The organism is Pseudomonas sp. EB271-G4-1 (genome assembly GCF_058791355.1).
This window is the reverse complement of sequence record NZ_JBYTEO010000010.1, coordinates 39,002-65,993: the sequence shown is the minus strand read 5'-3', so window position 1 is coordinate 65,993 and position 26,992 is coordinate 39,002. Positions and strand designations below refer to the sequence as shown.

At 58.1% G+C, this 26,992-nt stretch carries 23 protein-coding genes and 1 pseudogene; 10 read left to right on the top strand and 14 right to left on the bottom strand.

Annotation, left to right across the window (positions count from 1 at the left end; genetic code table 11):
- Window positions 1-100: 100 nt before the first annotated feature.
- Window positions 101-1,228 carry an AraC family transcriptional regulator gene (locus AC3WWR_RS07540; protein WP_492598592.1) on the bottom strand — a complete coding sequence of 376 codons (1,128 nt, stop codon included), beginning with the start codon at window positions 1,226-1,228 and terminating at the stop codon, window positions 101-103.
- 29 nt (window positions 1,229-1,257) lie between these two features.
- Between AC3WWR_RS07540 and AC3WWR_RS07535 the strand changes: the two genes are divergently transcribed.
- The 9 genes from AC3WWR_RS07535 (at window position 1,258) to AC3WWR_RS07495 (ending at window position 10,573) form a co-directional block, all read left to right on the top strand.
- Window positions 1,258-2,238 (top strand): quinone oxidoreductase family protein, encoded by a 981-nt coding sequence (locus AC3WWR_RS07535; protein ID WP_020799101.1) that lies wholly within the window; start codon window positions 1,258-1,260, stop codon window positions 2,236-2,238.
- Between the two features lie 10 nt (window positions 2,239-2,248).
- Entirely contained in the window at window positions 2,249-3,097 is an 849-nt protein-coding gene (locus AC3WWR_RS07530; RefSeq protein ID WP_020799100.1) for a TauD/TfdA dioxygenase family protein, read from the top strand.
- A 57-nt stretch (window positions 3,098-3,154) separates the two neighbouring features.
- Window positions 3,155-4,210 (top strand): beta-keto acid cleavage family enzyme, encoded by a 1,056-nt coding sequence (locus tag AC3WWR_RS07525; RefSeq protein WP_033040775.1) that lies wholly within the window; start codon window positions 3,155-3,157, stop codon window positions 4,208-4,210.
- A 113-nt stretch (window positions 4,211-4,323) separates the two neighbouring features.
- A complete protein-coding gene (locus tag AC3WWR_RS07520; protein ID WP_020799098.1) occupies window positions 4,324-5,655 on the top strand; it encodes an MFS transporter in 1,332 nt (443 codons plus the stop codon).
- Between the two features lie 37 nt (window positions 5,656-5,692).
- Window positions 5,693-6,424 (top strand): SDR family NAD(P)-dependent oxidoreductase, encoded by a 732-nt coding sequence (locus AC3WWR_RS07515; protein WP_020799097.1) that lies wholly within the window; start codon window positions 5,693-5,695, stop codon window positions 6,422-6,424.
- A 90-nt stretch (window positions 6,425-6,514) separates the two neighbouring features.
- Window positions 6,515-7,093 (top strand): HD domain-containing protein, encoded by a 579-nt coding sequence (locus AC3WWR_RS07510; protein WP_151141948.1) that lies wholly within the window; start codon window positions 6,515-6,517, stop codon window positions 7,091-7,093.
- Between the two features lie 106 nt (window positions 7,094-7,199).
- Window positions 7,200-8,078: an SDR family NAD(P)-dependent oxidoreductase gene (locus AC3WWR_RS07505; RefSeq protein WP_020799095.1), complete on the top strand. Its 879-nt coding sequence runs from the start codon at window positions 7,200-7,202 to the stop codon at window positions 8,076-8,078.
- Window positions 8,079-8,134: 56 nt separating this feature from the next.
- Window positions 8,135-8,995 (top strand): fumarylacetoacetate hydrolase family protein, encoded by an 861-nt coding sequence (locus AC3WWR_RS07500; RefSeq protein ID WP_492598591.1) that lies wholly within the window; start codon window positions 8,135-8,137, stop codon window positions 8,993-8,995.
- A gap of 219 nt (window positions 8,996-9,214) precedes the next feature.
- Window positions 9,215-10,573: a DUF1329 domain-containing protein gene (locus tag AC3WWR_RS07495; protein ID WP_492598590.1), complete on the top strand. Its 1,359-nt coding sequence runs from the start codon at window positions 9,215-9,217 to the stop codon at window positions 10,571-10,573.
- A 117-nt stretch (window positions 10,574-10,690) separates the two neighbouring features.
- Here AC3WWR_RS07495 and AC3WWR_RS07490 read toward each other — a convergent pair whose 3' ends face one another.
- The 5 genes from AC3WWR_RS07490 to AC3WWR_RS07470 all read right to left on the bottom strand — a co-directional run bounded on the left by AC3WWR_RS07490 (window position 10,691) and on the right by AC3WWR_RS07470 (window position 20,947).
- Window positions 10,691-11,071: a hypothetical protein gene (locus tag AC3WWR_RS07490; protein ID WP_033040785.1), complete on the bottom strand. Its 381-nt coding sequence runs from the start codon at window positions 11,069-11,071 to the stop codon at window positions 10,691-10,693.
- A 141-nt stretch (window positions 11,072-11,212) separates the two neighbouring features.
- Window positions 11,213-15,355, bottom strand: a complete 4,143-nt coding sequence (locus AC3WWR_RS07485; protein WP_492598589.1) for a CheR family methyltransferase — start codon at window positions 15,353-15,355, stop codon at window positions 11,213-11,215.
- Window positions 15,356-15,453: 98 nt separating this feature from the next.
- Complete coding sequence (locus AC3WWR_RS07480; protein ID WP_492598588.1) at window positions 15,454-17,610, bottom strand: amylo-alpha-1,6-glucosidase; 2,157 nt, start codon at window positions 17,608-17,610, stop codon at window positions 15,454-15,456.
- Window positions 17,585-18,664, bottom strand: a complete 1,080-nt coding sequence (locus AC3WWR_RS07475; RefSeq protein ID WP_083349206.1) for a glycosyltransferase family 4 protein — start codon at window positions 18,662-18,664, stop codon at window positions 17,585-17,587. The genes AC3WWR_RS07480 and AC3WWR_RS07475 overlap by 26 nt, the downstream gene beginning before the upstream one ends.
- 684 nt (window positions 18,665-19,348) lie before the next feature.
- Window positions 19,349-20,947: an arylsulfatase gene (locus AC3WWR_RS07470; RefSeq protein ID WP_492598616.1), complete on the bottom strand. Its 1,599-nt coding sequence runs from the start codon at window positions 20,945-20,947 to the stop codon at window positions 19,349-19,351.
- 385 nt (window positions 20,948-21,332) lie between these two features.
- Between AC3WWR_RS07470 and AC3WWR_RS07465 the strand changes: the two are divergent.
- A pseudogene (locus AC3WWR_RS07465) lies at window positions 21,333-21,482 on the top strand (ParA family protein); the annotation flags it as partial.
- A 208-nt stretch (window positions 21,483-21,690) separates the two neighbouring features.
- Here AC3WWR_RS07465 and AC3WWR_RS07460 read toward each other — a convergent pair.
- From AC3WWR_RS07460 to modA, 8 genes are all read right to left on the bottom strand, one after another.
- Window positions 21,691-21,900 (bottom strand): hypothetical protein, encoded by a 210-nt coding sequence (locus AC3WWR_RS07460; protein WP_033042238.1) that lies wholly within the window; start codon window positions 21,898-21,900, stop codon window positions 21,691-21,693.
- Window positions 21,901-22,114: 214 nt separating this feature from the next.
- A complete protein-coding gene (locus tag AC3WWR_RS07455) occupies window positions 22,115-22,399 on the bottom strand; it encodes a hypothetical protein (protein WP_020797234.1) in 285 nt (94 codons plus the stop codon).
- 207 nt (window positions 22,400-22,606) lie between these two features.
- Window positions 22,607-22,837 (bottom strand): hypothetical protein, encoded by a 231-nt coding sequence (locus tag AC3WWR_RS07450; protein WP_008055683.1) that lies wholly within the window; start codon window positions 22,835-22,837, stop codon window positions 22,607-22,609.
- Window positions 22,838-22,956: 119 nt separating this feature from the next.
- On the bottom strand, window positions 22,957-23,178 hold the full coding sequence (locus tag AC3WWR_RS07445; protein WP_020797233.1) for a hypothetical protein: 222 nt from the start codon (window positions 23,176-23,178) through the stop codon (window positions 22,957-22,959).
- Between the two features lie 72 nt (window positions 23,179-23,250).
- Window positions 23,251-24,270: a DNA topoisomerase IB gene (locus tag AC3WWR_RS07440; protein WP_033042232.1), complete on the bottom strand. Its 1,020-nt coding sequence runs from the start codon at window positions 24,268-24,270 to the stop codon at window positions 23,251-23,253.
- A 76-nt stretch (window positions 24,271-24,346) separates the two neighbouring features.
- Window positions 24,347-25,426 carry a molybdenum ABC transporter ATP-binding protein gene (modC, locus tag AC3WWR_RS07435; protein ID WP_492598587.1) on the bottom strand — a complete coding sequence of 360 codons (1,080 nt, stop codon included), beginning with the start codon at window positions 25,424-25,426 and terminating at the stop codon, window positions 24,347-24,349.
- 3 nt (window positions 25,427-25,429) lie between these two features.
- Window positions 25,430-26,110 carry a molybdate ABC transporter permease subunit gene (gene modB, locus AC3WWR_RS07430; protein WP_033042228.1) on the bottom strand — a complete coding sequence of 227 codons (681 nt, stop codon included), beginning with the start codon at window positions 26,108-26,110 and terminating at the stop codon, window positions 25,430-25,432.
- Window positions 26,111-26,878, bottom strand: coding sequence for a molybdate ABC transporter substrate-binding protein (gene modA, locus AC3WWR_RS07425; RefSeq protein ID WP_033042226.1), 768 nt, complete (start codon window positions 26,876-26,878; stop codon window positions 26,111-26,113).
- Between the last annotated feature and the right edge of the window lie 114 nt (window positions 26,879-26,992).

The following is a 26,992-nucleotide window of genomic DNA, read 5'->3' as shown; positions in this document are numbered from 1 at the left end:
AGGCCAAAAAATGGGTCAAAATAGGTGTTATTCGATTCCGGCTTCGGGCACCATGAATATCAAGGGCCTACCGTTTTCGCGGTAGGCCCTTTTTTGTTGGCTACGCTTTTTGCTTCTCCCGCCGCCATGCGGACACACTGCAACCAAAGCGACCCGAGAACCATCTGGAAAAGGCACTCAGGGAAGAAAAGCCCAGAAGAATGGCGACTTCTGAAAGCGGGCGCTCGCGGTTCACGACATAGCGGTTTACCAGATCGACCCGAACGTCATCGACAATGGATGAGTAGGTTTGATTGTGATGGGCGAGGTGGCGATACAGGGTCTTGCGGTCCACGCCAAGCTGCTGGGCCAGTTTTTCGGCTACGCACTCGCCCGTTGGCAATAGCGCGAAGACCAGTTTGCGCACCTTGTCAGGCATCGTCACGTCGGACTGGGCCAGTTTGGCGTCGAGGAATTCCCGGGCATGGCGCGCAATCAATGGGTCATACGACTGGATCGCTGCATCCAAATCGGTGGTGGCCAATACGATGCCGTCGAATTCATGATTGAACCGAACCGATGGTCCAAACACATGCCGGTGCATCGCCAGATTGACTGGCGCCTGGTGCGTGAAACAGACACTGCGAGGCTTCCAGGTGGGGCCAAGCAGTTGTTTCAACGTTCGGAAAATCACGCACGTGACGAGTTCGGTGGCTTGTCTTACCGATCCCCCCATATTGTCCGTGAGTTCCTGCCTGAAAATCGCCACGCCGTTGGCTTCTTCAATGCTCAAGTCCATTGATTCGTTGGTGAGCCCGAGACGACGTGTCAACGATTGCCAGGCTTTGCGCAGCGTCTGCTCCTCGCGCAGGGCAATGGCCAGGGGACCGAGGTTTTCCAGCTGGCGGGTTTGGCCCATGCGCAGGCCAAAGTCTTCGACCTTCGCCGCATACGCTGAGTCTTCCAGCAAGTGCATGACCGATTTCGCCGGGATCATGATGCTTGGGTCCATCAACGCGGCATCGGTGATGCCTGCCTTGCGCAACTGTCGATAGGGGTCGAGTCCGACGGAGATCGCAACGTCGATAAAATTCGTCAGGCTTGAACTTCTAAGCAAACTCGGCATTGGAACTCCATTTTTGCCTCGAGATGTAAAAAAAATACCCCGAAATGTCAAGTCCAACAAAGGCCATTCGCGGATACTTTTTCTACGAGTGGCGCTAAGCACACTGATATTGAGCGCAAACATTCGGCATTTCGTATTCGAGGAGAATCAATTTGGCACACGTTATTCGTATGAATGAAACAGGTGGTCCGGATGTTTTGCGCTGGGAAGAAATGGAGGTTGGCGATCCGGGTCCAGGGCAAGTTCGATTGCGTCATGAAGCGGTGGGCCTGAATTTTGCCGACACCTATTTCCGTTCCGGGTTGTACCCGATGCCGCTTCCCGCCGGCATGGGCGTGGAAGGCGCAGGCGTAGTCCAGGCCGTTGGCGAAGGGGTGAGTAATGTTGCGGTCGGCGATCGTGTCACCTACACCGGCTTCCTTAACACATTGGGCGCCTATAGCACCGAGCGCCTGATACCCGCGGCGCCCTTGATCAAGCTGCCCGACTCCATTTCGTGCGAAACAGCGGCGGGGATGACCATGCGCGGGCTGACGTCGTCCTATCTGATGCGTCGCATCCATGACTTCAAAGCGGGCGACACCATCCTCATGCATGCGGCGGCTGGCGGTGTTGGACTGATTGTGTCGCAGTGGGCCAAGCTACTCGGTGTGACGGTTATCGGCACCGTATCGAGCGAAGCCAAGGCCGAGATTGCGCGGGCCCATGGTTGTGACCATACGATCAACTACAGCCACGAAGACGTGGCCGCGCGGGTCCGTGAATTGACCGATGGCGTTGGCGTCAACGTGGTGATCGACAGCGTGGGGAAAGACACCTTCGACGCCTCTTTGAATTCGGTCAAGCGGCGCGGTCTGGTCGTTTGCCTGGGCTTCGCCTCCGGCCCGGTCTCAGGCTTTGATCCGCAAATCCTTGCCACCAAGGGTTCACCTTTCCTGACCCGCCCGGCGCTGGCTGATTACATCGTCGACCCGGTGGAAAAGGCCGCACTCGCTGCGGAAATCTTCGGTCATGTTGCAGCCGGTCGCATCAACATCCCGATCAACCAGCGTTACGCGCTACAGGACGCGGTGCAGGCCCATCGCGATCTGGAAGCGCGCAAAACCACAGGCTCCTCGATTTTTGTGATCTGAGGAGGTCGCCATGCGAGTTGAACAACTGACCTGTTCCATCGGTGCCGAGCTGATCGATGTCAATGTCGCCGACGCCATCCACGACGATGAAGTGTTCGGGCTTATCCGCGAAGCGTTGATCAAGCATCGGGTGCTGTTTTTGCGTGATCAGGACATTACCCGGGCTGAGCATGCGAGCTTTGCACGCCGCTTTGGCGATCTGGAGGACCACCCGGTAGCGCCGACCGACCCCGAGGCGCCCGGCCTGGTGCAAATCTACAAGCGCCCGGACGTCCCGCTCGATCGCTACGAGAACACTTGGCATACCGATGCGACCTGGCGCCAGGCACCGCCCATGGGGGCCGTACTGCGTTGCGTGGAGTGCCCGCCAGTCGGCGGTGACACGATGTGGGCGAATATGGTGTTGGCCTATGACAACTTGCCGGATCAGGTCAAGGCGCAGATCGGCGACCTGATTGCCAGTCATAGCATCCAGTCGAGTTTCGGCGCGGCGATGCCGCGTGAAAAACGCCATGCGCTGAAGGCCCAGTTTCCGGATGCAGAGCATCCAGTCGTGCGCATTCACCCTGAAACCGGCGAAAAGGTGCTGTTCGTCAATGCCTTTGCGACGCACTTCGTGAATTACCACACCAAGGAACGTGTGCGTTACGGACAGGACTGCAACCAGGCGGGTGGTGACCTGCTGCAATACCTGATCAGCCAGGCGTACATCCCTGAATATCAAGTGCGCTGGCGCTGGAAGAAAAACAGCATGGCCATCTGGGACAACCGCTGCACCCAGCATTACGCCGTGATGGATTACCCGCCGTGCCATCGCCAGATGGACCGCGCCACGATCATCGGTGACCGGCCTTACTGAACGGGCAGACACAGCTTTTTTCCAATCCGATCCAACTAGCTGACAGTGAGATAGAAAATGCAATTTCTAGACGATTCGCTGCACCCGGAAAACCAGGAAAAAGTAGTTATTACCGTCGCCCCGTACGGTCCCGAGTGGATGCCTGAGGACTTCCCGGAAGATATCCCTGTCACCATGGCAGAACACATCGAAAAGGCAGTCGAGTGTTACGACGCTGGCGCCACTGTGCTGCACCTGCATGTGCGGGAACTTGATGGCAAGGGATCGAAACGCCTGTCCAAATTCAACGAGCTGATCGCCGGTGTGCGCGAGGCTGTGCCGGACATGATCATCCAGGTCGGCGGTTCGATTTCATTCGCCCCGGAAAACGATGGCCAGGCTGCCAAGTGGCTGTCCGATGACACGCGCCACATGCTGGCAGACCTTGATCCGAAACCCGACCAGGTAACGGTAGCGATCAACACCACGCAGATGAACATCATGGAGTTGCTCTATCCCGAATACATCGAGGGCACTTCGCTGGGCAATCCGCTACTCGGCGCAGCCTATAGCGAAATGACAGTGCCCGCAGGGCCTGCCTGGGTGGCAGAGCACCTGCGCCGCCTGCAGGCCTCCGGGATTCAGCCGCACTTCCAGTTAACGGGTATCCACGCGCTGGAAACCCTGCAGCGCCTGGTGCGCAAAGGCCTCTACACCGGTCCTTTGAATTTGACCTGGATCGGGGTAGGTGGAGGATTTGAGGGGCCCAATCCGTTCAACTTCATGAACTTCGTACAGCGTGTCCCGCAAGCTTGCACATTGACTGCCGAGTCTCTGCTCAAGAATGTGCTGCCGTTCAACATGATGGCATTGGCCATGGGTTTGCACCCGCGCTGCGGCAACGAAGACACCATCATTGGTCAACATGGCCAGCGCTTCGGCTCAGTGGATCAGGTCAAGCAAACCGTGCGTGTGGCTAAAGAGTTGGGCCGCGAAATTGCGACCGGCAAAGAGGCGCGCCAAATCTACCGCATCGGCACCTGGTACAAGGATGCAGACGAAACGCTCGCTGCAAACGGCATGCTGCCCAACCGCACTGCGGGCCCGATCGTCCCCTCGGCCCACGGTCGATAGTTCGCCTCAGCGTGAGCACGGGCAGTAAGGCGCCAGCGCCTTCCTGCCCGGTTGTACCGATGCAGCCGTGCGCAATTCCCTTGAGTTGCGTGGATAAAAATAATGGGGGCGATATGCAGGCAGAGAAGTTTTCCATATCGGTTGCGGCGAATCCTGCGCGTGGGATTTCACGCCCGCGAGCCTATTGCTGGCTGGTATTTATCGTTATCTACGCATTGATGCTGTCCGATTACATGTCGCGACAGGCACTCAATGCAGTCTTTCCACAACTGAAGGCCGAGTGGGCCTTGAGCGATGCGCAACTCGGCCTGCTCAGTGGCATCGTGGGGCTTGCGGTTGGCTTGCTGGCTGTTCCGGCCGCGTTGATGGCGGACCGCTGGGGGCGGGTTAAAAGTGTGGTGATCATGGCGCTGTTCTGGAGCCTGAGCACCTTGGCCTGTGGACTGGCAGAGCACTATAACCAGCTGCTGCTGGCCCGACTGTTTGTCGGTATTGGCGAGGCCGGCTACGGCAGCGTGGGGCTCGCAATTATCTTGAGTGTATTCCCGTCTTCCATGCGTGCCACGCTGACCGGGGCCTTTACCTCTGCCGGCATGTTTGGCTCGGTACTGGGCCTGGCCTCAAGCGGCGTGATAGCGAATCACTTTGGCTGGCGCGCCGCGTTGATTGCCATGGCGGCGCTCGGGTTTCTATTGATCCTGTTCTTTGCATTCACCATTACTGAAACACGCCTGGCGCAGCACAGGCCCCTTCAGTTAGTCGAGTCGCCGGTCGAAGGCAAACGTGTTGAAAAAATTCGATTGCGCTCACTTCTCAAGACGTTGTTTGGCGCGCCGACGCTGGTGTTCACCTATGTTGGCAGTGGCCTTCAGCTCTTCACCGCCTACACCATCATTGCCTGGATGCCCAGTTACCTGAACCGCTACTACGATTTACCCGCTGACAAGTCGGCACTGGCGGCGGCAGTGTTACTGATCGCCAGCGGGCTCGGCATGGGGCTGTGCGGCGTGTTCACTGACTGGGTGGGGCGCAAGTCGGACAAAAACAAAACGTTGCCCGCCATTCTCTACTGCCTGGGCTCCTGCCTGCTGCTGATGATCAGCATGCGCTTGCCACCCGGCACCGGACAGTTCGCGGTGATCATCGCGGGCGTTTTCTTTGCGGCTGGCACTTATGGCTCAGCGGGCGCCATCGTCACCGATCTGGTGCACGTCTCTCTTCACGGAACCGCGATCGCTACCCTGGCGCTGGCCGGCAACCTGTTGGGTGCCGCGCCAGGGCCCTACCTGACCGGCCTGCTCGCCGACAGGATCGGCCTGCTCGGCGCGTTGCAGTGGGTCCCGTTAGTCTCGATTGGCTCAGCACTGGCGTTTGCTTTCGCAAGGTCCCATTACCTCCACGACCTGCGCCGCCATGAATCCTCAAGTTGCCATCAATCGCGTTGAAAAAACACTTCTCACATCCCGTAAGGAAATGCAGACGATGAATCACATCCATTCAAAACCGCTCAAGGGTAAAGTCGCCGTCATCACCGGCGCTGGCCGTGGCATTGGCCGCGCCATTGCCCTGGCTTATGCGCAGGCCGGCGCCGCGGTGGTTTGCAGTGCCCGCAGCACGGCGGAAATAGCCGAGACTGTGCGCATGATCATCGAAGCAGACGGCCAGGCTGTCGCCCAGACAGTCGACGTGGGTGACTACGCCGCAGTCGCCGCCCTGTACCAGCGCGCCAGCGATGAATTCGGCGGCGTCGATATCGTGGTCGCCAACGCCGGCATCGCCATCGAGCAACGACGGATCGAGGACAGTGACCCGGCGCAGTGGCGCAAGACCATCGACATCAACCTGACCGGTGCCTACCACACCGCTCATGCCGCCATCCCTTACCTGCGCCGGCGCGGTGCCGGGAAAATCATCATGATCGGTTCTGGCCAGCGCCACCGTGCCACCCCCGGTTTTTCGGCTTACTCCTGCTCCAAGAGCGGCATGTGGATGCTCACCCAGTCGCTCGCGGTGGAGTTGCTGGAATACAACATTAGCGTCAACGAACTGATTCCAGGGCCTGTACAGACCGAGATGACCCGTGATGCGGCGATTCCCCCGGGGGAGTGGTTCAAGACCCCGGAAGACGTGGTGTCGCTGGCCTTGTTCCTGGCAAATATGCCTGATGCAGGACCTACCGCTCAGAGTTATAGCCTTATGCGCCGGGCGATCTGATGGGTAAGACGTCGTCTTGGACCCAGTGACGACTCTAACTTGACCAATGAATGTCGCTTTAACTGAAACTCATCCTGTGAGAAGCGTTAAATGAGTGCAACTGCATTGTTTACCCGGATGGATCAAAGCACCCAGGAAGACTGGGATATCATATCTGCAGAATTTAAAAACTTTGCCAGCGCTTTGCCTGATCGAATCATCGCGCACATGAATTTGCTCTCGGGTGATTTTTCCGGCTTTCCGATTGATCGTCTGGATCACTGCCTGCAAACGGCTACGCGCGCCTATCGTGATGGTCGCGATGAAGAGTATGTGGTGTGCGCGTTACTGCATGACATCGGTGATACGCTGGGCGCCTACAATCATTCCGAAGTGGCGGCGGCCATCCTCAAACCCTTTGTCAGCGAAGAAAATCACTGGATGATCCAGAACCATGGAATTTTCCAGGGTTATAATTTCTTTCACCGCATTGGAATGGATCGCAACATGCGCGACATGTTCAAGGAACAGTCGAACTATGCGCGCACGGCAGAATTTATCGAATTGTACGACAGTCCCGCCTTCGATCCCGAAGGTGAAACTTTACCCTTGAGCTTCTTTGAGCCGATGTTGCGCCGTGTATTGGCCAAGCCAAAGTTGTCCCTCTATGGGCCCATGTTTGAGCGCTGAAACACCCGCCAACCCCAAAATGTAAAATTATTACCCCAAATCGTCAAAAGCGAATTTGGTTTTCTGCAGATACTTGTCTCACGTCATCCAGATACCGGAGTCATTTATGCAATTGGACGAGCAACTTGAACACGCGCCATTTGAAATGGCGCAGGCTAGCACGCGCAACTTTGCAGGCCGTGTCGTATTGATTACCGGCGCGGGCCGAGGCCTGGGGGGAACCATTGCCCGGCATTTCGCGCGGGCCGGTGCGGATGTTGTCATCTGCGATATCGATATCCCCGCCCTGGAGGAAACCCGCAAGGCCGTTGAAGCGGCGGGTGCCAACTGTTTGGCCCTGCACTGCGACATCTCCTCGAGCAGCCAGGTGGTCGCCATGTTCGCCGACATTGTCCAGCGTTTTGGCACGTTGCACATTCTGGTGAATAACGCGGCGCTGGCGCCCACCGGGGCCGCTGATGCGGTACGACGTAACAAGCATTACGCCTACATCACCACTGCGCAACCGAGGCAATCACTGGGTTTCACCAGTGAAATAACCGACGAGGAGTGGCATCGGTACTGGGATGTCAATGTGCACGGCATGTTCTATTGCACGCGCGAAGCGCTCAAGCTGATGCAGGAGCAACGCTATGGTCGCATCGTGAACCTTGCCTCGATCGCCGGGATGTCGGCAATCAGCGCGCACAGTCCGCACTACAGCGCGTCAAAGGGCGCCGTCATTGCCTTCACCAAATCGGTCGCGGCGGAAGTTGCCGGCGGCAACATCCTGGTCAATGCCTTGGCACCGGGCGGGGTGTCGACTCCCTTCTTTGAAGAGTATCTCGACTCCATCGGCGAGGAAGGCCGGCGCAGGTTCTGGCAAGTCATACCGGCGGGCAGGTTCGGGACAACCGATGAATATGCGTCCGTGGCGACGTTCCTTGCAGGCGATCACTATTTCGTGGGGCAGGTCATCAGTCCCAATGGGGGAGCAGTCCTTTAAACAGTGCGAACTTGCTGTTGAGTACGACACCCCCACTTCAACATCTGGACAACACTATGCGACTGGTAAGATTCGGAGAAAAGGGCAAGGAGAAGCCTGGCCTGCTCGATAGCCAGGACATCATCAGGGACCTGAGCGGTATTCTCAGCGACATCGACGCAAGTACATTCACGCCATCATCCCTGGCGCATCTACAGGATATCGATCCATCGACTCTCCCGGCCGTGGAGGGGAATCCAAGGTTGGGGACGCCACTGCGGGTAACCGGCAAGTTCCTCGCGATCGGGTTGAATTACCGGGATCATGCACAGGAGGCCAATCTGCCGATTCCTTCGGAACCGATAGTGTTCATGAAAGCCAACTCCTGTGTCACGGGCCCCCATGATGAAATCATCCTTCCACCCGATAGTAAAAAAACCGATTGGGAAGTCGAACTCGGCATTGTTATTGGCAGCGAAGGCGCCTATCTCGAAAAAAAGGATGCATTGGCGTATGTAGCGGGCTACGTCCTGGTTAATGATGTTTCGGAAAGAGCCTATCAATTGGAGCGTGGAGGCACTTGGGATAAAGGAAAGAGTTGCGATAGCTTTGGCCCGATTGGCCCGATTGGCCCATGGTTCATCACCAAAGATGAAATAGGCGACGTACAGAACTTATCCATGTGGCTGGAGGTGAACGGCGTTCGCCGGCAAACAGGCAACACGGCGACGATGATTTTTGATGTGCCCACTATCGTCGCGTATATCAGCCAGTTCATGCGACTTTACCCTGGCGACATTATCACCACGGGTACGCCGCCAGGCGTTGGGATGGGTATCAAGCCCACACCGGTTTTTCTTGAAGAAAACGACATTGTTACGCTGGGTATTGAAAAACTTGGCCAGCAACGCCAGGCGTGTGTTCGCTACAAAGGTTGAGTTCAATAAAGGCTATTAACAATAGTTCCGGCGGGAAAATGCGTCATCGAAGTATTTGATGTTGTTTGGATAAAAACAAAAATAAACGGAGACAAGTCAATGCATGAACATAGCGTTTGTAGTGCGTGCCTGCGGCGAAGTCAGTTGGCTGTGGCCTGACCTTGAACAAAACTTTCTAAACATTCGCATTGCCCGGGTGCCGGGCAGGAGATCTAAGCAATGATGTTCGTGAAAAGGTTGATGGCGACTTCCCTGGCAATGGTTTTCACAACAGCGGTACACGCCGCAGTGTCCCCTGAACAGGCGGCCAGGCTGGGCACCAGTCTGACGCTGGTGGGGGCCGAAAAGGCCGGTAGTGCCGATGGCTCCATTCCGGCCTACAGCGGCGGCCTGACCACCGCACCGGCCAGCTTCAAGGCGGGCGACACGTTTCGTCCGGACCCCTTTGCCAGTGAAAAGCCGGTGCTGGTGATCGACGGCAAGAACCTCGCCCAGTACCAGGGCATGCTCACGGCCACCACGGCGAAGTTGATCGAGCGATTTCCCAGCTACCGCGTCGATGTTTATCCGACCCACCGCACTGTAGTACTGCCGCAGGCAGTCCTGGACAACAGCGTGAAGAACGCGTCCGGGGCCAAGTCTCTCGAAGGCGGGTTGGCCATCGACAACGTCTTGCCGGGCGTGCCGTTCCCGATTCCGCAATCGGGCGCCGAGGCCATGTGGAACTTCCTGCTGCGCTACCAGGGCGTCAATATCAATGCCAAGTACGACTCCTGGAACGTCGATTCGGCCGGTGTGGCCAGCCTGGCGACCACCGCTCAAGCGTTCATCAACTACCCGATCTACGAGAACATGTCGCAGCCGATCACCAGCTCCGACGTGTACTACCAGATGAAACTGTATTACACCGGCCCGGCGCGGCGCGCCGGTGAAGCCATCATGCTCAAGGACGCGACCAACGCCATCGAAATGCCGCGCCGCGCCTGGCAGTACCTGCCTGGCCAGCGCCGGGTGAAGCTGGCCCCGAGCCTGGCCTACGACACGCCTAACCCAGGTACGGCTGGCACCGGCACCTACGACGACGTGTTCGTGTTCAACGGCGCGCTGGATCGCTATGACTGGAAGTTGGTGGGCAAGCAGGAAATGATCGTGCCCTATAACACCTACAAACTGACCTACGCCCAGGATCCGAAGTCGCTGACGACCTCCAACCACCTGGCACCGGATATGGTGCGCTGGGAGAAACACCGCGTCTGGGTGGTGGAGGGCAACCTGAAGTCCGGCGCACGTCACGTGTACCAGAAACGCCGCTTCTATCTGGATGAAGACAGCTGGGTCGCTCTGGCCTCTGACCAGTACGATTCCCGTGGGCAGCTCTACCGTGGTTCCTTCGCCTTCCTGAGCCAGAGTTATGACAAGCAGGTTCCGGACGCCACGCCGTACATGATCTACGACCTGGTCGGCGGTTCCTACAACATCAACGGCGTGGTTGGCCCGTACGGCGGCATCCACTACATCAATGCGCTGTCCAAGGCACAGTGGTCGCCTGAGTCCCTGGCAGGGGCGGGCATTCGCTAGGAATTCATGTGGTGAGAGGACTTGTGTGGTGAGGGTTTTATCCCCTCACCACAGGTTTCTTGTTCGCCTGGACATTTGCTGGCCGGGCTCAAGAATACGGCGTCTGCACACGCAAGGTTATTTGAAGTGCTTCGTCATCGCCTGCTTACCGATTGCGGCTTCAATGTCTCGGTAGGTGCGCTTATCGGTCGCGCAAAGCAGCGACCGTCCATCCCTCAGTTGCATCGAAAAGGTCAGCTCGATTTCATCGTCTGCCAGTATCACGCCAGCGACAGCTCCGATCGGTCCGAGAGCCAATGCGCCGGCCAGCCCCAAGCCGAGAGCGCTCGATACGTCCCGATAAGAAGATTCATTGACAACCGTGACGTCGAGTATTTCGCACGTGGTGATCTTCAGGCCTGGCCATGGATAGACGGCCGTTTGAATGGTTATGAACCCAGGTTCAAGTTCTGCAGAACCTTCAAGGAAATCCCCCGCCAGGATTTTTATTTTTGCCATGTGGTGTCCTCCCTGTATGAGCTACAAGAAAATTCAACGCTTGGCAGGGTGGTGCGTCAACACGCTCTGGACGAGCAATACCTATTGGCCGACTAGTGGCTTTGGCCGGGCTGGATCGAGTCTCGTGAATGAATGCTTCACTCAATAAGGCCGCGTATTGCAAGCCTCGTCAATGAGGTCGATGAAGTCGTCATGGGATACCGGTTTACCTACATGATAATTAAACCCTGATTGCCTGGTTTTTTTCTGCTCCTCGCTGGTGGCGTAGCCCGAGAGGGCAATGGCAGGCGTGTGTTTCAGGTGGGAAATCTGACGGATGGCCCGGATGAACTGATGGCCATCCATGACCGGCATGCCGATGTCCGAGATGATCACGTCGTAGTTGCTGTCCTTCGCCGCTTTCAGGGCTTGCAGGGGATCGCTGAAGGCTTCGACATGCGCGTCTTCCATTTCCAGCAACATTTGCAGGACTTCCATGACGTCCTTGGAGTCTTCCACCAGCAGCACTTTCTGGCCAACCAGACGCCCCTGTTCGGCGACTGTCGGCTGTTTGCCCGGCTGTTGTGAGGGCCGAGAGAGCGGCAACCGGAGGGTGAAGGTACAGCCACGACCAATGCCTTCGGACTGTACATCTACCGAACCGCCGTGGGCTTCCACCAGTTGCCGCACCAACGACAGGCCAATGCCCAGGCCTTCGCGCTGATGGCTGGCATGCTGGTTGTCCGCCTGGCTGAAGAGATCGAACACTTTGTGCAGATTGTCCTGCTCGAGCCCCACGCCGCTGTCGATGACGTCCAGTTGCGCCATGTTCTCGACACGATGGGCGATCAGCTCGATGCGGCCATCCCTGGGCGTGAACTTCAGTGCATTGTTGAGCAGGTTCCAGATGATCTGCTCCAGGCGTGTGCTGTCGGCATCGACCACCAGGGGCGGCTCGGGAGGCTGGGGCAGCTGCAGCGTGACCTCGCACGGATGCTGGTCATTGATCACCACGGTGTAGATATCCTGGAGAATTCGTCCCAGGTCCACTGCCTGTTTTTTCAGCTTGAGCTTGCCGGTGCGTACCCGGGCGACGTCCAGCAGGTCGTCGATGATCCGCGCCTGGCTGGCGACCGCATCGCAGATGGTGTTCACGGCTTTCATGGCCGGCCCGGCGGATTTGGTCATCGGCAGGCGCCGCAGCAGTTCGGCATTGAGCTGGATGAGATTGAGCGGGTGCTTGAGTTCGTGGGACATCACCGCAAAGAACTCGTCCTTGAGGTGACTGCTGGTCTGGGTCTCGGCCAGTTGCTGGCTTTGTTGGTCATGCATGCGCTTGTGACCGGTGAGGTCGCGGGCAATCTTCACGTAGCCCTGCAGGTTCTCGCCCTTGAGCAGCGTGACTTCGCCGCTGCAATAGAAGCGGCTGCCGTCCTTGCGCAGGTGCCAGCGTTCGTCTTCGCCGCGGCCTTGCTCACGGGTCAGGCGTAGTTCGGTTTCCGGCACGCCCTCGGCGCGGTCCTCGGGGGTAAAGATCAGGTCGTAATAGGCGCCGAGCACTTCGTCCTTGGCGTAACCGAAAATCAGCTGCGCGCCGGTGTTCCAGTCGGTAATCACGCCATGCTCATCGAGAATGATGATCGCAAAATCGTGGGTGCTTTCGGCAACCAGGCGCATGCGCTCGTTATTCAAGCGCAACTCATCCTCCGCCGCGCGACGCTTGCTGATGTCGATAAAGGTCAGCACCGTGCCGTCGATATGATCCTCGCTGGAACGATAGGGCAGCAATCGGGCGATGTACCAGCGTTGGTCGTTGCTGCTGACCTCGCGCTCGATCATGTTCAGCGAGCCAAAAACCGTCTCCGCATCCTCGACCATCTCCGGGTAATCGAGGCGGTGGGTGATGTCCAGCAACGAGCGCCCGGTATCGACCGGCAGCATGCTGAAGATGTCCGTGGCCCGGGGGGTGAACCAACGGATGCGCATGTTGCGATCGACGAACACCGTGGCAATGTCGGTGGAGGTAATCAGGTTGGAAAGGTAGTCGTTGATCTTGTCGGTTTCTTCAACCTTGGTCTTGAGCTCGTAGTTGACCGTCAGCAGTTCCTCGTTGATCGACTGCAGCTCTTCCTTGCTGGTTTCCAGCTCCTCGGTGGCCGAACGCAGCTCTTCGTTGATGGCCTGCATTTCTTCGTTGGAAGCCTTGAGTTCTTCACTGGAGACTTCCGACTGTTCGATCGTCTCCTGCAGGTGCATCTTGGTGCGCTGCAGTTCATGCTCGAGGCTGGCCAGCAGTTGGTTGTCGCTCTCGTTCGAGGCAACATCCAACTGTACATTCGCAACGATTTCCTGCTCCTCGAGGATCACCAGCACGTACTCGCTGTCGGTCTCTTCATCCTTGTACGGGTGCGCGCTCAGATCCACCTGGTAATGCCGCTGTTCGCGCTGGATACGGACCTTGTTCGAGGTGACGGCAGCGCCTGTTTGATGGACCTGGTAGAGCATCGTGCGCAGCTCCAGTCGCAATTCTGGAAGCGCGAGTGCCAGCAGGCTGCGGGTCAGCTCTCCCGCCACATACCGCAGAAAGCGCCCGGCACCTTCACTCAGGTGCAGGATGTTGCCGTTGACGTCGACAATAATGCTCGGTGGTGCGGTCTTTTCCAGCGCGCGCAGATGGATATCGGCGAAGGAAATCTTGCGAGTCGTTGGGGTTTCAAGGGGGCGGGCGCTGATGGCGGTTCGCGCATAGCCGTCGTGAGGCAGGGCCGGGGCGCGCCGAGGCGTGGTCGCAGGGCTCTTGGCGCGGAAGATGCGATTGCGTTTGTCCACCGGGGTAAACAGGTCCGGGCAGCCATCGGCGAATTCGGATGCCCCCAAAAACAGGAAACCGCCCGGCCGCAAGGCAAAATGAAACATCTCGTAGAGGGTGCGTTGTACGTCGCGGTCCAGGTAAATCAACAGGTTCCTGCAGACAATCAGGTCCATCTGCGAGAACGGTGGGTCCTGTAACAGGCTGTGCTTGGCGAACAGCACCTTGTCACGGATCTCCTTGTGCACCCTGAAGTTCTGGCCCTCCTTGATGAAATGCTGACGCAGGCGCTGGGGAGGGACATCGGTGATGATCGCCCCGGGATAAAGGCCCCTGCGTCCAACGGCGATGGCGCGCTCATCGATGTCAGTGGCAAACACTTGCACTTTGGCCGCTGTAGCCTCTAGCGCCAATTGGTCACTGACCAGAATGGCCACGCTATAGGCTTCCTCGCCGGTCGAACAACCGGCAGACCAGATGCGAATTTCCTCACGGTGCGGCTGGGAGTCGCGTAGCGATTTCACCAGGCTGGGCACCACTTCGCGTTCCAGCGCTTCGAAGGCTTCGCGGTCGCGGAAAAAGTTGGTCACGCCGATCAGCATATCGCCCAGCAGGGCGTTGTTTTCTTCCGGGTGCGTTTGCAGGTAGTCGTAGTAGGCGACCAGGTTTGGCTGGGCGGTCACTTGCAAGCGTCGCTCTATCCGGCGCAGGACCGTGGCGCGCTTGTAGTGCTTGAAATCGTGGCCGGTATTGGTGCGCAAGTGCAGCAGGATGTCCTGCAAAATACGCTCGGTCTTCGCTGCATCTTGCTCCTCGGGAAGGGGCGTCTTGAGGCCTGGATCATTGGCGCCGGGCAGGGTGATGGTTTGTGCGTTGTGCCAAAGCTCCAGGAGCTTTTGTGGCATTTGCGCCACGGGCATCACCAGGTCAACCATCCGGGTGTCAATGGCCGCGCGCGGCATGCTGTCGAACTCAGCCTCTTCGGGCGTCTGGACCAGGGTGACGCCCCCTTGCTCCTTGATTCGCGACAGGCCGACCGCGCCATCGGAGCCGGCGCCAGAAAGCACCACGCAAAAAGCGCGCTCCTTGTGCACATCCGCCAGGTCCCTGAAGAACAGATCGATAGCAATGTGGCTTCCCGCCGAGCGCTGTGCAGGAGCGACCGACAGATAGCCGTCATTCATGATCAGGTCATGGGCCGGCGAAATGACGTAGACGCAGTTTTTCTCGATCGGGATCGTCTCGGTCACCTGGCGCACCGGCATTTGCGTGACGTCCTGGATGATCCGGTCGGCGATGCTTTCATGGTCTGGCGCCAAATGAAGAATGACCACGAAGGCCATGCCATTGTCATTGGGCATGTGTTCGAAGAACGATTTCACCGCGTTGAGGCCGCCAGCGGAGGCGCCAATCCCGACCACCGGGAATGCGAGGTTGCTGGGGGTCAGCTCCTTTCGATGCGGAACATTGGGTGAGCGGCTGGGAGTAGTTCTCATAGGAGGCACCTTGATCTCCGGGGCAAGCTCTGCCTACAGCTGCCCAGGGTAAACCGCGATTCCGGTCCCTGGCGTGGATATCGGCGGATGACAGCGATTTACAATTTAACGTCGAGTCGAATCAAGCTTGGACCATCTTGTCGTTCTATGTAAACCGCAACGCGGTCGCCAATTCGTTGAAAGCCAAGATCGACGCTGTGTTCATTGATCTGGAGTGTCCGCACTTCCAGACGGTCAATACCAATGGGCAGTCGAGGTTGCCTGATGACCACTCGACAGTCAGCGGCATCAATGCTGATCCCCAGGCATGCCTGCAAGAGCATGAAAATGGAGCCTGCTGCCCAGGCTTGAGGCAAACAGGCGACTGGATAGGCAACCGGTGCCTCACCCGGACCACGCTTGAACCCGCAGAACAGTTCGGGTAACCGCATCCCGAAAAACGTCGCGGCTTCGAACATCCCGCTGAGGACACGAACGACGCCCGTATACTCGCCATATCGGGCCATACCTGCTGCGCACAGGGCAACGTCATGCGGCCAAACCGAACCGTTGTGATAAGACATGGGGTTGAACCGCACGGCCCCGGTTTCAAGTGTTCGAACGCCCCAGCCGTTATTGAAGATGTTGGTCAGAAATTGCCGGGCAACCGTTTTTCCCCGTTCAGGCATGGGTAATCCCGTGAACAGCAGGTGACCTGCGTTCGAGGCTTTCACCTCGCAACGCTGGCCATTGCCATCGAGCGCCAGTGCGTAAAATTGCTGATCCTCCATCCAGAAGCATTTTTCAACCGCCCGGCGCAGGTTTTCTGCGATGCCTTGCCATCGAACCCCAGCTTGCTCATTGCCTCGTTGCCTGGCCAAGGTGCTCATGCTCAAGAATGCGCGCCAGGCGTAGCCTTGCACTTCTATCAATGCGATGGGCCCAACCGGGGTGCGGCCATCGCGATGAAAAATGGCGTCATGACTGTCTTTCCAGCCTTGATTGGCCAAGCCGGTGACTTCCCCTCGCTGGTAGCTGATGAAGCCTTCGGCATTCCTCGAGGCATTGGTCTCCATCCAGAGCGTGGCCAGTTCCAGTGCCGGCCAAAGCGCTTCAATGAACGCCCGATCGTTGGTGCGTTTTGCATAAGCGCCGGCCAGCATCACGAACAAGGGGGTCGTATCGACGCCTCCGTAATAACGGGCAAAGGGTAATTCGTTGAGTTTCGACATTTCACCCTGTCGCGTCTCATGCATGATTTTGCCCGGCTCAGCATCGCTGAAGGTCGAAATCTCCGTGGCCTGATGAGCAGCCAGGTAGGCGAGCACACCTCGGGCAAGGCACGGGTTGAGCCAGAGTGATTGATAGGCTGTGATAATCGCATCGCGGCCAAAAGGTGTGGAGTACCAAGGAACGCCGGCATAGGGGTAGGGGCCGGAGGGAAGATCGGCAGTCAATAAGGCTAGGTCAGCCCGGGATTTGTTTATCCAACCCTGGAACAGCCGGCCGGAAGCCTTGATACGTGCACCTCGCTGCTCTTTCCTGCGCATGGCTCGGCAAGCTTGCGCGGCGGCGGACCGGTAACGCGTGCGGCCAGGACTGACAATGCTGGAGCCTACTTCAACATACAGCTCGCGGCGCTCGTGAGCGCCGATATCGATGTGGAAACTCGCACTGTCGCCGCTGATGTGTTCTGGCAATCGGGAAAAACTGATCGCCATGCAGCGTCGCTGATGGTCCAGTCCCTGGTAATGAAGCATCACGCCTTGTTCGAGCACTTCAGGCTTGGTCAGCGTGCCACGCAGTGGCCGTTTTTGACCACGAACTTCGAACATGTCGAGGAAGTCTCCACGGAACCGCAGTTCGATCGGTAGTTTGCCAGGTTGCTCGCTGTAGTTGAAAAAGCAGATGCGCTCGAACATTCGCTCTTCCCAAAGAAAGCGCTTGCGCTCGATATGGATGACGCCTTGCGGTGTGTCCTCTTCTCCCAGTACCGGTAGCGGGTGGTTGGTCAAATGTGAACGGAAGTACACGTTGTCGCGGCTGACCGCCGCCGAGAGCAGCGACGGACGCCGACCCGCCACGGTCAATTGATATTCAGATAACAAACGCGTGTCGTGGTAGAACATGCCCACGGCACCCCCGTCGATATCACCGAATGCATTAGCCACCAGGTACGTATTGTGATCGACCAGCACATACAAGGTATGCGCAACGGGTTCATTCGCACCGGGTTTTGGTTGCGGCTGTTCAGGACTGCTGGACGAGGTATTCATGGGCTATGTCCGGCACTACGTAATCAGACCTGTTGGTGAGTGTCCGGTAGAGGTCAACATAACGTTGCGCCATCACCTTGGCTGAAAAACGTCTGACGAATACGTCACGTATCACTTGTCGATCAAGTTCAAGTACCTGACGGGCAGCGAGCACTGCCTCCTGTTCGCTATTGATTATGAAGCCGGTTACACCATGATCAACCACTTCGGGGACAGAACCGCAGCGCCAGGCGATGACCGGCGTACCGCAGGCCATGGCCTCGATCATCACCAGGCCGAAGGGTTCGGGCCAATCAATGGGAAAGAGCAGCGCCCGGGCGTTGCCCAGGAATGCGGATTTGTCGGCATCGCCAATCTCGCCGATGAATTCGATGCCTGGTTGTGCCAATAAAGGGCGTATCTGCCGTTCGAAGTATTCGCGATCGGCGGCGTCGACCTTGGCGGCGATCTTCAAGGGCAACCCGGTAGCGCGCGCAATGCGGATAGCCCGGTCGGGACGCTTTTCCGGAGAAATACGCCCCAGGAAGGCGAGGTAGTCACCCGGTCTTGAATGGAACGTCAGACTGGACTGCGGTAAACCGTGATAAACGGTGTCGATCCAATTGGCGTTCGGTAATGGCTGGCGCTGATGTTGCGAGATTGAAACCAAGGGATAGTGAGACCATCGAGAATAGGCTCCCTCCAGATCCTTGATATCAAGGCGACCATGAATAGTGGTCAAGACCTTATGCGCCATGTCTTCGAAAAATGGAAAATGCAACAGGTCTATATGAAAGTGCAGCACATCGAACGCTGCTGCTCGATGTCGCAACTCATACAGCAAACTCAAGTGACTCGCCAACTCGGACTTCAACGGACTACTGTCGAGCCGTAACGCTTGATCCCGGGCTGCAACCAAGTTTGCACAAGTGCGCGATCCCTCGGCGGCGAAAAGGGTGACGTCATGTCCCAGTCCGACTAAAGCATCCGTTAGATGAGCTACAACTCTTTCGGTTCCTCCATAGAGATAAGGGGGCACGGATTCATACAGCGGGGCTATTTGGGCGATTTTCATTGCCGCAATCTCTAAGTCATCAACGTTTATGGCAAAGACCTGCCGTCAAGTTTTTCGACCTGACCGTAAAGTCATTGGATTGATTGCCACGACAGGCGGTTAATTCATAGAGGAAAGCTCAATGCGCAGCGACAGTGATATTGCAAATATATAGTTGGGGCAATGAGTTTCGTGGAGGAATTCGTCCGACAAGTGGCAGGTTTCAGGAAGTTGACGCTGTAGATTTGTCGTACTAAATATTTCGTATTGCGTTGGTTTTCATCGAAATTCAACAAAGAGGGAGGCCACGAAGATGATGCGCAGAGGTTCCACGTATTGGCTCTGGGCGGACTGCGAGTTGCATTGTCGATCCCACGATGAATTGCAAAATGATGGCACTCTCATTGATGTTCAAACAAGAGTTTCCAGAAAGGGTAGAACGCAGCTATTCATCGGTGTCTACGACAAAAACGGCTCGCCCTTATTTGAAGAGGCCCACGACTATTTGCCCCACGATACGATGACCACGGCACTGGCATGGGGGGTATCTCGTGCGCGGGAGATTGCCTCGGGAAACCTGGTAATGAATGCTCAGAGTGACAAAAACTACCTCGCTGCCAGCGATTCTCAACGAACATCCGCGGGTTGAATCCGCCGTCGAAGGCCAGCGCCGCGCCGATCAAGCGCAGGCGCTGGCTGCTTGCGCTAGTTGGGCATTGGAATAGTGATGCCTTCTTTCTCCAGATCTTCGCGTACCGATTGGAACTTCTGGTACTTGGACAGTTCGATCGGGCCGTCATAGCTCATGCTTTGCAGTTTGCGAGGAGGGTACTGAACGTAGGTTTTCATCAGCTGGGTGATTGCCATGCTGATAGGCACCATTGTCCAGGTGCGCTCGGTGTAGTTGTTCATGAAAATGTCATAGCGTTCCTGCGGATCCTGCAGCAAGTCGAACACCTGCGGTACGGTCGCTACATACTTGGACGGGCCTTTCCAGCCTTGGTTGCTGTCGACGGCCAGGCCACCGGTCACGGCGCCGTTGTCGCCACGCAGGTTGAACACCGCCTTGTAATTGCCGACACGGGCAGCGCCCGGGGAGAGTTCGTTCTCGGTGAAGTAGAACCACTCCTTGCGCGGATCAGGGCCGGTGCCGAGCAACACAGGGGTCATGTCATAGCTGTCGAACATGATCGGTTTTCCTTCGCGATCCTTGTCCGGCAGCTTGATCCCGGCAACCGAGGCGAACGTCGCCATCAGGTCCAGTCCGCCGATGATGTCGTGGTTTTTTGCGTCCGGCTTGATCTTGCCGGGCCAGGACATGATCGCCGGCACCCGGTTGCCCCCTTCACGCACGGTGCCTTTGGTGCCACGGAAGGGCGTGTAGCCAGCGTCCGGATAAACGTCCTGCCAGGCGCCGTTGTCGGTGGTGTAGACCACCAGGGTGTTCTTATCCAGGCCCAGCGCCTTGAGCTTGTCGAGGATGCGGCCAATGTGGGTATCGAGCTCAACCACGGAGTCGGCGTACTTGGTCTTGGAGATCGACTTGTGGACGAACTCCGGCGCTGGCAGGTTGGGCTGGTGAACCTTCATGAAGTTGACGTTGATAAAGAACGGCTTGCCGGATTTGGCCGCGGTGTCGAGAAACTCCAGCGCCGCCTTTTCCACATAGTTGTCGAAGAACGGAATGCCCACGACACCGGGCTTGCCATCCACTACCGGGGTGTCGACGTACTGGCCGTTGATCTTGAACTCTTCAACGGCTTTTTCCCCGGCCTTGCCCGACAACGCGCCCTGGGTCACCTTGGCGAACATGGCACGGGTTTCTTCATCCATGTCCGGGAACCAGGTAGGGTCGGCATAGGTGTAGGCGTTGAGATGATAGAGGCCAACGTACTTCATCACGTCGTAGCCCTGGGCATTGGGCAGTGCGTAATCGGCCTCGCCCAGGTGCCACTTGCCGGTGAAGTAAGTCTCATAGCCGCCGGTTTTCAGCACCGATGCCAATGTCCATTCAGCCGCCGGCAAACCGCCGCCCTGGCCCTGGAACGCCACCGTGGTCATGCCGCTGCGATTGGGGATGCGCCCGGTCTGCATCGCGGCGCGGCCTGGGGTGCAGCTTGGTTGGGCATAGAAGGAGTAGAAGGTGGTGCCCTCTGCGGCGAGCCGGTCGATGCTCGGCGTTGGCATCCCTCGACCTACGCCGCCGCCATAGGGGCCAAGGTCACCGTAGCCGGTGTCGTCGGAGACGATGAACAGGATATTGGGTTTTTCGGTTTGGGCAGCTTGGGCAAAGTTGATTGCCATCAACAATGAACAGGCGAGGTAAAACCTGGGGCGGTGCGCGAACTCGTTCATAAGGTTTCCTTTCTCAAGTCCGATACTCGTTGCGGGCCGCTCAAGCATCGAGCGCAAAACAACAAGCATGATCGTTAGTAACCCCCAACGTTTAGCCTGGACAGTTCAAGGTAGCCATCAAACAACGCGATGACATTTCCATTCACTGCTCAAGGCAGTCGTGCAAGATTAGTTCGACAATTCGCGCCCCGCGTGGTCGTGGCTCGTGGATTAGATGTCGTTCGTCGATTATTTGCACTTCGACCATCGATGTTATTTATTGAACAGGTCATGAAGGTCTCCACTCCATCGCTCTAATCCGGGCCTTGTGCCGCCAATGTCGTAAAACTGTAATGGCAGGAAGATTCGCTTGAACATTACCGGCACGCCTTACGCCAACCTTGACCTGGTAACCGCCAGCCCTGAGCTGTCTGACCTGCAGTCAAAGCTCGAGAGCAAGTTCAAGGTCGACAAGCTGCGCAAGCTGCTGGTGGAACTGTCCGAGTATCCATTCCTGCGGTAACGGCGATTTGTGGTTTCAATTTATTCATATAGCGAGTGAGCCTGTAGGAGCGAGCCTGCTTGCGAAGAAGGTCCTGACAACGTATTCATCCAGACAGGGCGCGTTATCGTTAACGTCCATCGCGAGCATGCTCGCTCCTACAGGGGATTGGGGGTATCCGCAAAAGACTGGTCGGGTGTCAGGCCGCTCGTTATTGCTGTTTATCCTCAGTGTTCAAATCCGCTTTGCGCCGATCGTTGCCGTTCGGGTTGCCGACGTCGATCAGCCTTCTTTCCAGCAAGATGTTTTGCAGCGCCTCGCGGTCTGACGGGGACATTTGGTGTTCCCGCTCCTTGAGTTCAAGCAGGATCGGGCTGGACCACTGGCGATAGGTTTGTTCGGCATTACGAGTGGATGACATCGCTTCCTCCTTGGGGTGATTTCTGCCAATCAAGACGCCTTGGTTCTATACGCAAAATGACCCTAGCCGAGGAAGGCCATTGTCGCCAATGCCTCACATCGGACGGGTTAGGGCACCTGCTGCAGCGGTGCGTCGGACGTCGCTGCGAAAGACCCGGGGGGGATGCATCGATGATCAGGAACGGGCCGATCAGATCGACCCGATCCTCGTGCCTCTAGACAAAGCCTTGCCCATGAAAGCCCCGTGGCAGCCGTTGCAGTCCTGCCATGGCGGTCAGCCGCTCGGTCCAGGCCTGGCGCCAGTCATTGACCACGTGAGCGATTTTTGCCTTGCGTGCGGCGCGGCGTGCAGCGTTGCGCTCGGTTTTGCGCGCCTCTTTGTAAGCGTCGGTGTTGCGACAGCTTCTGCATTTCACCCGATTCAGTTCCCGGGTGGAGGTGAGGTTGCTGCCCTTGTGACCGCAGGCGAGGTGCCCGCTGACTTTGAAGTGGGTGACCATCAGAACGTCTCCTTCGTAACGAAGTAATCGTTAGACAACCCTGTTCTAGTGATGTTCGCGGTTGAAAGGCGCAAAAAAAATCCCAGCACCTGGCTGGGTTGGAGGACAGGAATCAGGCAGGCACTCACACGCACGCGCGGTGACGTAGCGTCGCCGATCATGCGTCCTGCGTCAGGTCCTGCCTGCGCATCGGTATCCAGATCAGGATCATCTGAACCGTGGCAGCGGTGGGTCGACTGGCTTGAGCGACGACAGTGTATTGCGGATCAGGGGTGTATCCTTTTCGATGTCGTTCAGACGATCACGGATTCTGAGCGCAGTCGGGTGTCCGCCTTGATGATCGACCCAGTCGGCGATTTCCTTGCACGCGGCAGCCAGGCGAACCTGACGGGAGTCGAGCAGGGTGAGCAGGGTGGTGATGGACTCTTTTTCGGACATGGGAAACACCTCCGTTTAAGAACCTGAAGATTGGCAGTAAAAAGCCCGCCGCAAGCGAGCTTTGTACCGATGGGCGCTGATCCTTCAGCACTTTGTCAGTATAGACCCGCGAATGCTCGTCAGCCTTGCCGGACCATCACTTGTGACCGGGCGTTGAGCTGTCGGCATACCCGCTGGGCATCGTATTCATGATCGTAGCCGTCACCGATGAAACCGTTGGTGCGGGTATCGGCGATGCGGTACCAGACGGCGGCTTCAGCGGGTTGATGCGTGGTTTCTCCAGCCCGGCGTCCATGAATGATGATCTTGTTGCAGCGCTTGACGACGAAAATGTCTTCCATGGCTTCACCGCAGCTGATTGGCGTACAGATCAACTATAGAAGCCATTTGCAATCGTGCAAAAAATAGGCAGGTCAGTTCGTCGCCTCGGACGCCATTTTCTCCAGCAGCATCGCCAGTGCGACTTCCTCCGCCCGCAGGCCTTTACGAACCCTCGGCTTTGGCAGTTGCGCCAAGGCGCCGAGCAGGAAACCCTCGAGTACCGCCGGGTGGATGTAGCACTTGCGGCACACCGCCGGAGTATTGCCCAACTGCCTGGCGACGTCCTTGACCATCGCCACCACGTGCTGTTTCGCCTGGGACTCGGGTTGCCACTCGAGCTCGCGCAGAACCGCCAGGGCCAGGGCGCTGCCGGCCCAGGTGCGGTAGTCCTTGGCGGTGAAGTCGGCGCCGGTCAGGGTTTGCAGGTAGGCGTTGACGTCGGCGGAAGTGATCGTGTGTCGCTCGCCGTTTTCATCGAGGTATTGAAAAAGGTTTTGCCCGGGAATGTCCTGGCAACGCTTGATGATCCGCGCCAGGCGCCGGTCCTTCACGGTGATCTGGTGCTCGACGCCACTCTTGCCGCGAAACTGGAACTGGATCGCACTGCCGTTGACCTCGACATGGCGGTTGCGCAGGGTAGTCAGGCCGTAGGAGCGGTTGTCTCGTGCGTACTGGGTATTGCCGACACGGATCAGCGTTGCGTCGAGCAAGGTGATGACGGTGGCCATGACCTTGTCGCGACTCAAACCCGGCGCCTCCAGCAAGGTTTCCAGTTGTTTGCGCAGCTTGGGCAGGGCCAGGCCGAAATCCCTCAGCCGCGAGTATTTGTCGCTGTCGCGCACCTCGCGCCAGCGCGGGTGATAGCGGTACTGCTTGCGCCCGCGGGCGTCGCGACCGGTGGCCTGCAGGTGCCCGCGCGGGTCGCTGCAGATCCACACGTCGGTGTAGGCTGGGGGGACCGCCAGTGCGTTGATGCGCTGTATTTCTTGCGGGTCGACGATGCGCTGGCCAGTGGGGTCGAAATAGCAGAATTTGCCGCGCAGTTTGCGGCGGGTGATGCCGGGCTGGGTGTCATCGACGTAATGCAGGTCACGGGGCAGTGCATCGGGCATGGCGATTGTCCTGGGCGAGGGATCGAGGGGCCGTTACAGCCATTGACCCCGCGCCGCGCCAGTCGTGCCCACGGCGTTACGCCAGCACGGCCACGGCCTTGATTTGCGCCCAGAGACGTTGGCCCGGATGCAGGTGCAGGTGGTCCCGGGAATAGCGGGTGATACGTGCAAGCAAAGGGCTGCCCTCGGCGTCCAGGCGCACCAGCACATGGGCGTTGTTGTCGGCGGGCATTTCGCTGACCACCGTCACGGGCAGGCGATTGAGGATGCTGCTTTGGTAATCGCCGAGCAGGCTGAGGCTGACATCCCGCGCCTGGACCTTGCAACGTAACGCCTGGCCCATCGCCATCGGCGTGTGAGTCACGCGAATGTTCAGGTCCGTATCGGGCAGTTGCAGCGTCAACAACTGGTAGTCGGCGTCATAGGCGGCGACATGCCCTTGGATCACTACGCCGGCGTCGTCACCCAGCGCCAGCGGCAGGTCGAGGCGTGCGAGGGTCTGGCCGATGGGGCCGCTGGCCAGCGCCTTGCCGTCGCTGAGCAGGACCAGGTGATCGGCCAGTTGTGCAACTTCATCCTGGGAGTGACTGACATAGAGCACCGGGATGTCCAGTTCATCGTGCAGCCGTTGCAGGTAAGGCAGGATCTCGCTTTTGCGTTGCGCGTCCAGTGCTGCCAGCGGTTCGTCCATCAACAGCAGTGTCGGGCTGGTGAGCAGGGCGCGCGCCATGCCGACACGCTGCCGTTCGCCGCCGGAAAGGTGCTGCGGATGGCGGTCGAGCAGATGACTGATACCCAGCAGTTCGGTCGCGTGTGCCATGTCGACCCGGCGCTGAGGCTTGGGAATGCGCTTGAGGCCAAATTGCAGGTTGGCCAGCACCGATAGATGAGGGAACAGGCTGGCTTCCTGAAACACGTAACCCAGTGCGCGCTTGTGCGGGGGGACGAAAACCCCCTTGGCGCTGTCTTGCCACACTTCATCGTTGACTTGGATAAATCCCTCGTCGGCGCGTTCCAGCCCGGCGATGCAGCGCAGGCAGGTGGTCTTGCCAGACCCGGAGTGTCCGAACAGCGCCGTCACCCCGCGGCCGGGCAACTGCAGGTCGACATCGAGGGTGAACCCCGGATAGCTCAGTTTCAGCCGCATTTGTATCATCGATCAGCTCCAGCCTGTTTTGGTTTTACGGCTGGAGTACAGCGCCAGCAACACTGCAAATGAGAACACCAGCATGACCCCGGCCAGCCAATGGGCCTGGGCATATTCCATGGCTTCGACGTGATCGTAGATCTGCACCGAGACCACTCGGGTCTTGTCGGGGATGTTGCCGCCGATCATCAGCACCACGCCGAATTCGCCGACGGTGTGGGCAAAGCCGAGGATGGCCGCGGTGATGAAACCGGGCCTGGCCAGGGGCAGGGTGACGCTGAAAAATGTGTCCCAGGGACCGGCGCGCAGGGTGGCGGCCACTTCCAGCGGACGGGTGCCAATGGCGGAAAAAGCGTTTTGCAGCGGCTGGACCACGAACGGCATCGAATACAGCACCGAGCCGATCACCAACCCTGCAAAACTGAAGGTGAGGGTGCCAAGTCCCAGGGATTGGGTTAACTGGCCGACAAACCCGTGGGGGCCGAGCGCCAGCAACAGATAGAAACCGATCACCGTGGGCGGCAGCACCAGGGGCAGGGCGACGATCGCCGCGACCGGGCCGCGCAGCCAGGATTGTGTGCGCGAGAGCCATAACGCCAGTGGAGTACCGACCAGCAACAGGATGACGGTCGTCAGGGACGCCAGTTTCAGGGTCAGCCAGATGGCGGAAAAATCGGCACTCGATAGCGACATTTAGATCTGGTAACCGTAGGACTTGATGATGGCAGCGGCTTTTGGCCCCTTGAGGTACTCGACCAGTGCCTTGGCGGCCGGATTATCCTTGCCCTTGTTGAGGATGACTGCGTCTTGCTTGATCGGGTCATGCAGGTCGGCCGGGACGATCCACGCCGAGCCGCTGGTGATCTTGCCGTCCTTGTAGATCTGCGACAAGGCAACGAAGCCGAGTTCGGCATTGCCGGTGGACACGAACTGGTAGGCCTGGGTGATGTTCTGGCCTTCGACGAGCTTGTCCTTGACCTTGTCGGCCAGGCCTTTTTTGGCCAGCACCTGGGTCGCCGCCAGGCCGTAAGGCGCGGCTTTCGGGTTGGCGATGGACAGATGCTGATAGGTGTTATCGCTCAGAACGTTGCCTTTGGCATCGACGTAGCCTGCCTTGGCCGACCACAGCGCCAGCGTGCCGACGGCGTAGGTGAAGCGCGAGCCCTTGACGGTGTCGCCTTCGGCTTCAAGTTTTTGCGCGGTGGTGTCGTCTGCCGAGAGGAACACCTCGAACGGCGCGCCATTCTTGATCTGGGTATAGAACTGGCCGGTGGCACCGAAAGCCGTGACCAGTTTGTGCCCGGTGTCCTTCTCGAAGTCAGCGGCAATGGCCTGGATCGGCGCGGTGAAGTTGGCAGCGACAGCAACCTGGACTTCGTCTGCCTGAGCGCAGCCGAAGGCGAACACGGCGAGCAGGCACGCCAGGCAAGTGGGGGCAAAACGTGAGGCACGAATGGTCATGAAACGGCTCCGTCACAGGCAAGTACTGCAAGATGGGTGAATCGCTATATATCGGAATATATAGCGAAATTCCGGTAAACGGAATGTGTTGCAGCGCTAACCGTGTTGCCCGCC

Coding starts and splice junctions, on each gene's coding strand:
- AC3WWR_RS07480 (WP_492598588.1), bottom strand. CDS start 17,610: ATGAATACCTCGTCCAGCAGTCCTGAACAGCCGCAACCAAAACCCGGT.
- AC3WWR_RS07455 (WP_020797234.1), bottom strand. CDS start 22,399: ATGGTCACCCACTTCAAAGTCAGCGGGCACCTCGCCTGCGGTCACAAG.
- AC3WWR_RS07515 (WP_020799097.1), top strand. CDS start 5,693: ATGAATCACATCCATTCAAAACCGCTCAAGGGTAAAGTCGCCGTCATC.
- AC3WWR_RS07530 (WP_020799100.1), top strand. CDS start 2,249: ATGCGAGTTGAACAACTGACCTGTTCCATCGGTGCCGAGCTGATCGAT.
- AC3WWR_RS07495 (WP_492598590.1), top strand. CDS start 9,215: ATGATGTTCGTGAAAAGGTTGATGGCGACTTCCCTGGCAATGGTTTTC.
- AC3WWR_RS07540 (WP_492598592.1), bottom strand. CDS start 1,228: ATGTTTGCGCTCAATATCAGTGTGCTTAGCGCCACTCGTAGAAAAAGT.
- modC (WP_492598587.1), bottom strand. CDS start 25,426: ATGATACAAATGCGGCTGAAACTGAGCTATCCGGGGTTCACCCTCGAT.
- modA (WP_033042226.1), bottom strand. CDS start 26,878: ATGACCATTCGTGCCTCACGTTTTGCCCCCACTTGCCTGGCGTGCCTG.
- AC3WWR_RS07500 (WP_492598591.1), top strand. CDS start 8,135: ATGCGACTGGTAAGATTCGGAGAAAAGGGCAAGGAGAAGCCTGGCCTG.
- AC3WWR_RS07525 (WP_033040775.1), top strand. CDS start 3,155: ATGCAATTTCTAGACGATTCGCTGCACCCGGAAAACCAGGAAAAAGTA.
- AC3WWR_RS07440 (WP_033042232.1), bottom strand. CDS start 24,270: ATGCCCGATGCACTGCCCCGTGACCTGCATTACGTCGATGACACCCAG.
- AC3WWR_RS07490 (WP_033040785.1), bottom strand. CDS start 11,071: ATGGCAAAAATAAAAATCCTGGCGGGGGATTTCCTTGAAGGTTCTGCA.
- AC3WWR_RS07485 (WP_492598589.1), bottom strand. CDS start 15,355: ATGAGAACTACTCCCAGCCGCTCACCCAATGTTCCGCATCGAAAGGAG.
- AC3WWR_RS07445 (WP_020797233.1), bottom strand. CDS start 23,178: ATGGAAGACATTTTCGTCGTCAAGCGCTGCAACAAGATCATCATTCAT.
- AC3WWR_RS07505 (WP_020799095.1), top strand. CDS start 7,200: ATGCAATTGGACGAGCAACTTGAACACGCGCCATTTGAAATGGCGCAG.
- AC3WWR_RS07510 (WP_151141948.1), top strand. CDS start 6,515: ATGAGTGCAACTGCATTGTTTACCCGGATGGATCAAAGCACCCAGGAA.
- modB (WP_033042228.1), bottom strand. CDS start 26,110: ATGTCGCTATCGAGTGCCGATTTTTCCGCCATCTGGCTGACCCTGAAA.
- AC3WWR_RS07520 (WP_020799098.1), top strand. CDS start 4,324: ATGCAGGCAGAGAAGTTTTCCATATCGGTTGCGGCGAATCCTGCGCGT.
- AC3WWR_RS07460 (WP_033042238.1), bottom strand. CDS start 21,900: ATGTCATCCACTCGTAATGCCGAACAAACCTATCGCCAGTGGTCCAGC.
- AC3WWR_RS07450 (WP_008055683.1), bottom strand. CDS start 22,837: ATGTCCGAAAAAGAGTCCATCACCACCCTGCTCACCCTGCTCGACTCC.
- AC3WWR_RS07470 (WP_492598616.1), bottom strand. CDS start 20,947: ATGGCAATCAACTTTGCCCAAGCTGCCCAAACCGAAAAACCCAATATC.
- AC3WWR_RS07475 (WP_083349206.1), bottom strand. CDS start 18,664: ATGAAAATCGCCCAAATAGCCCCGCTGTATGAATCCGTGCCCCCTTAT.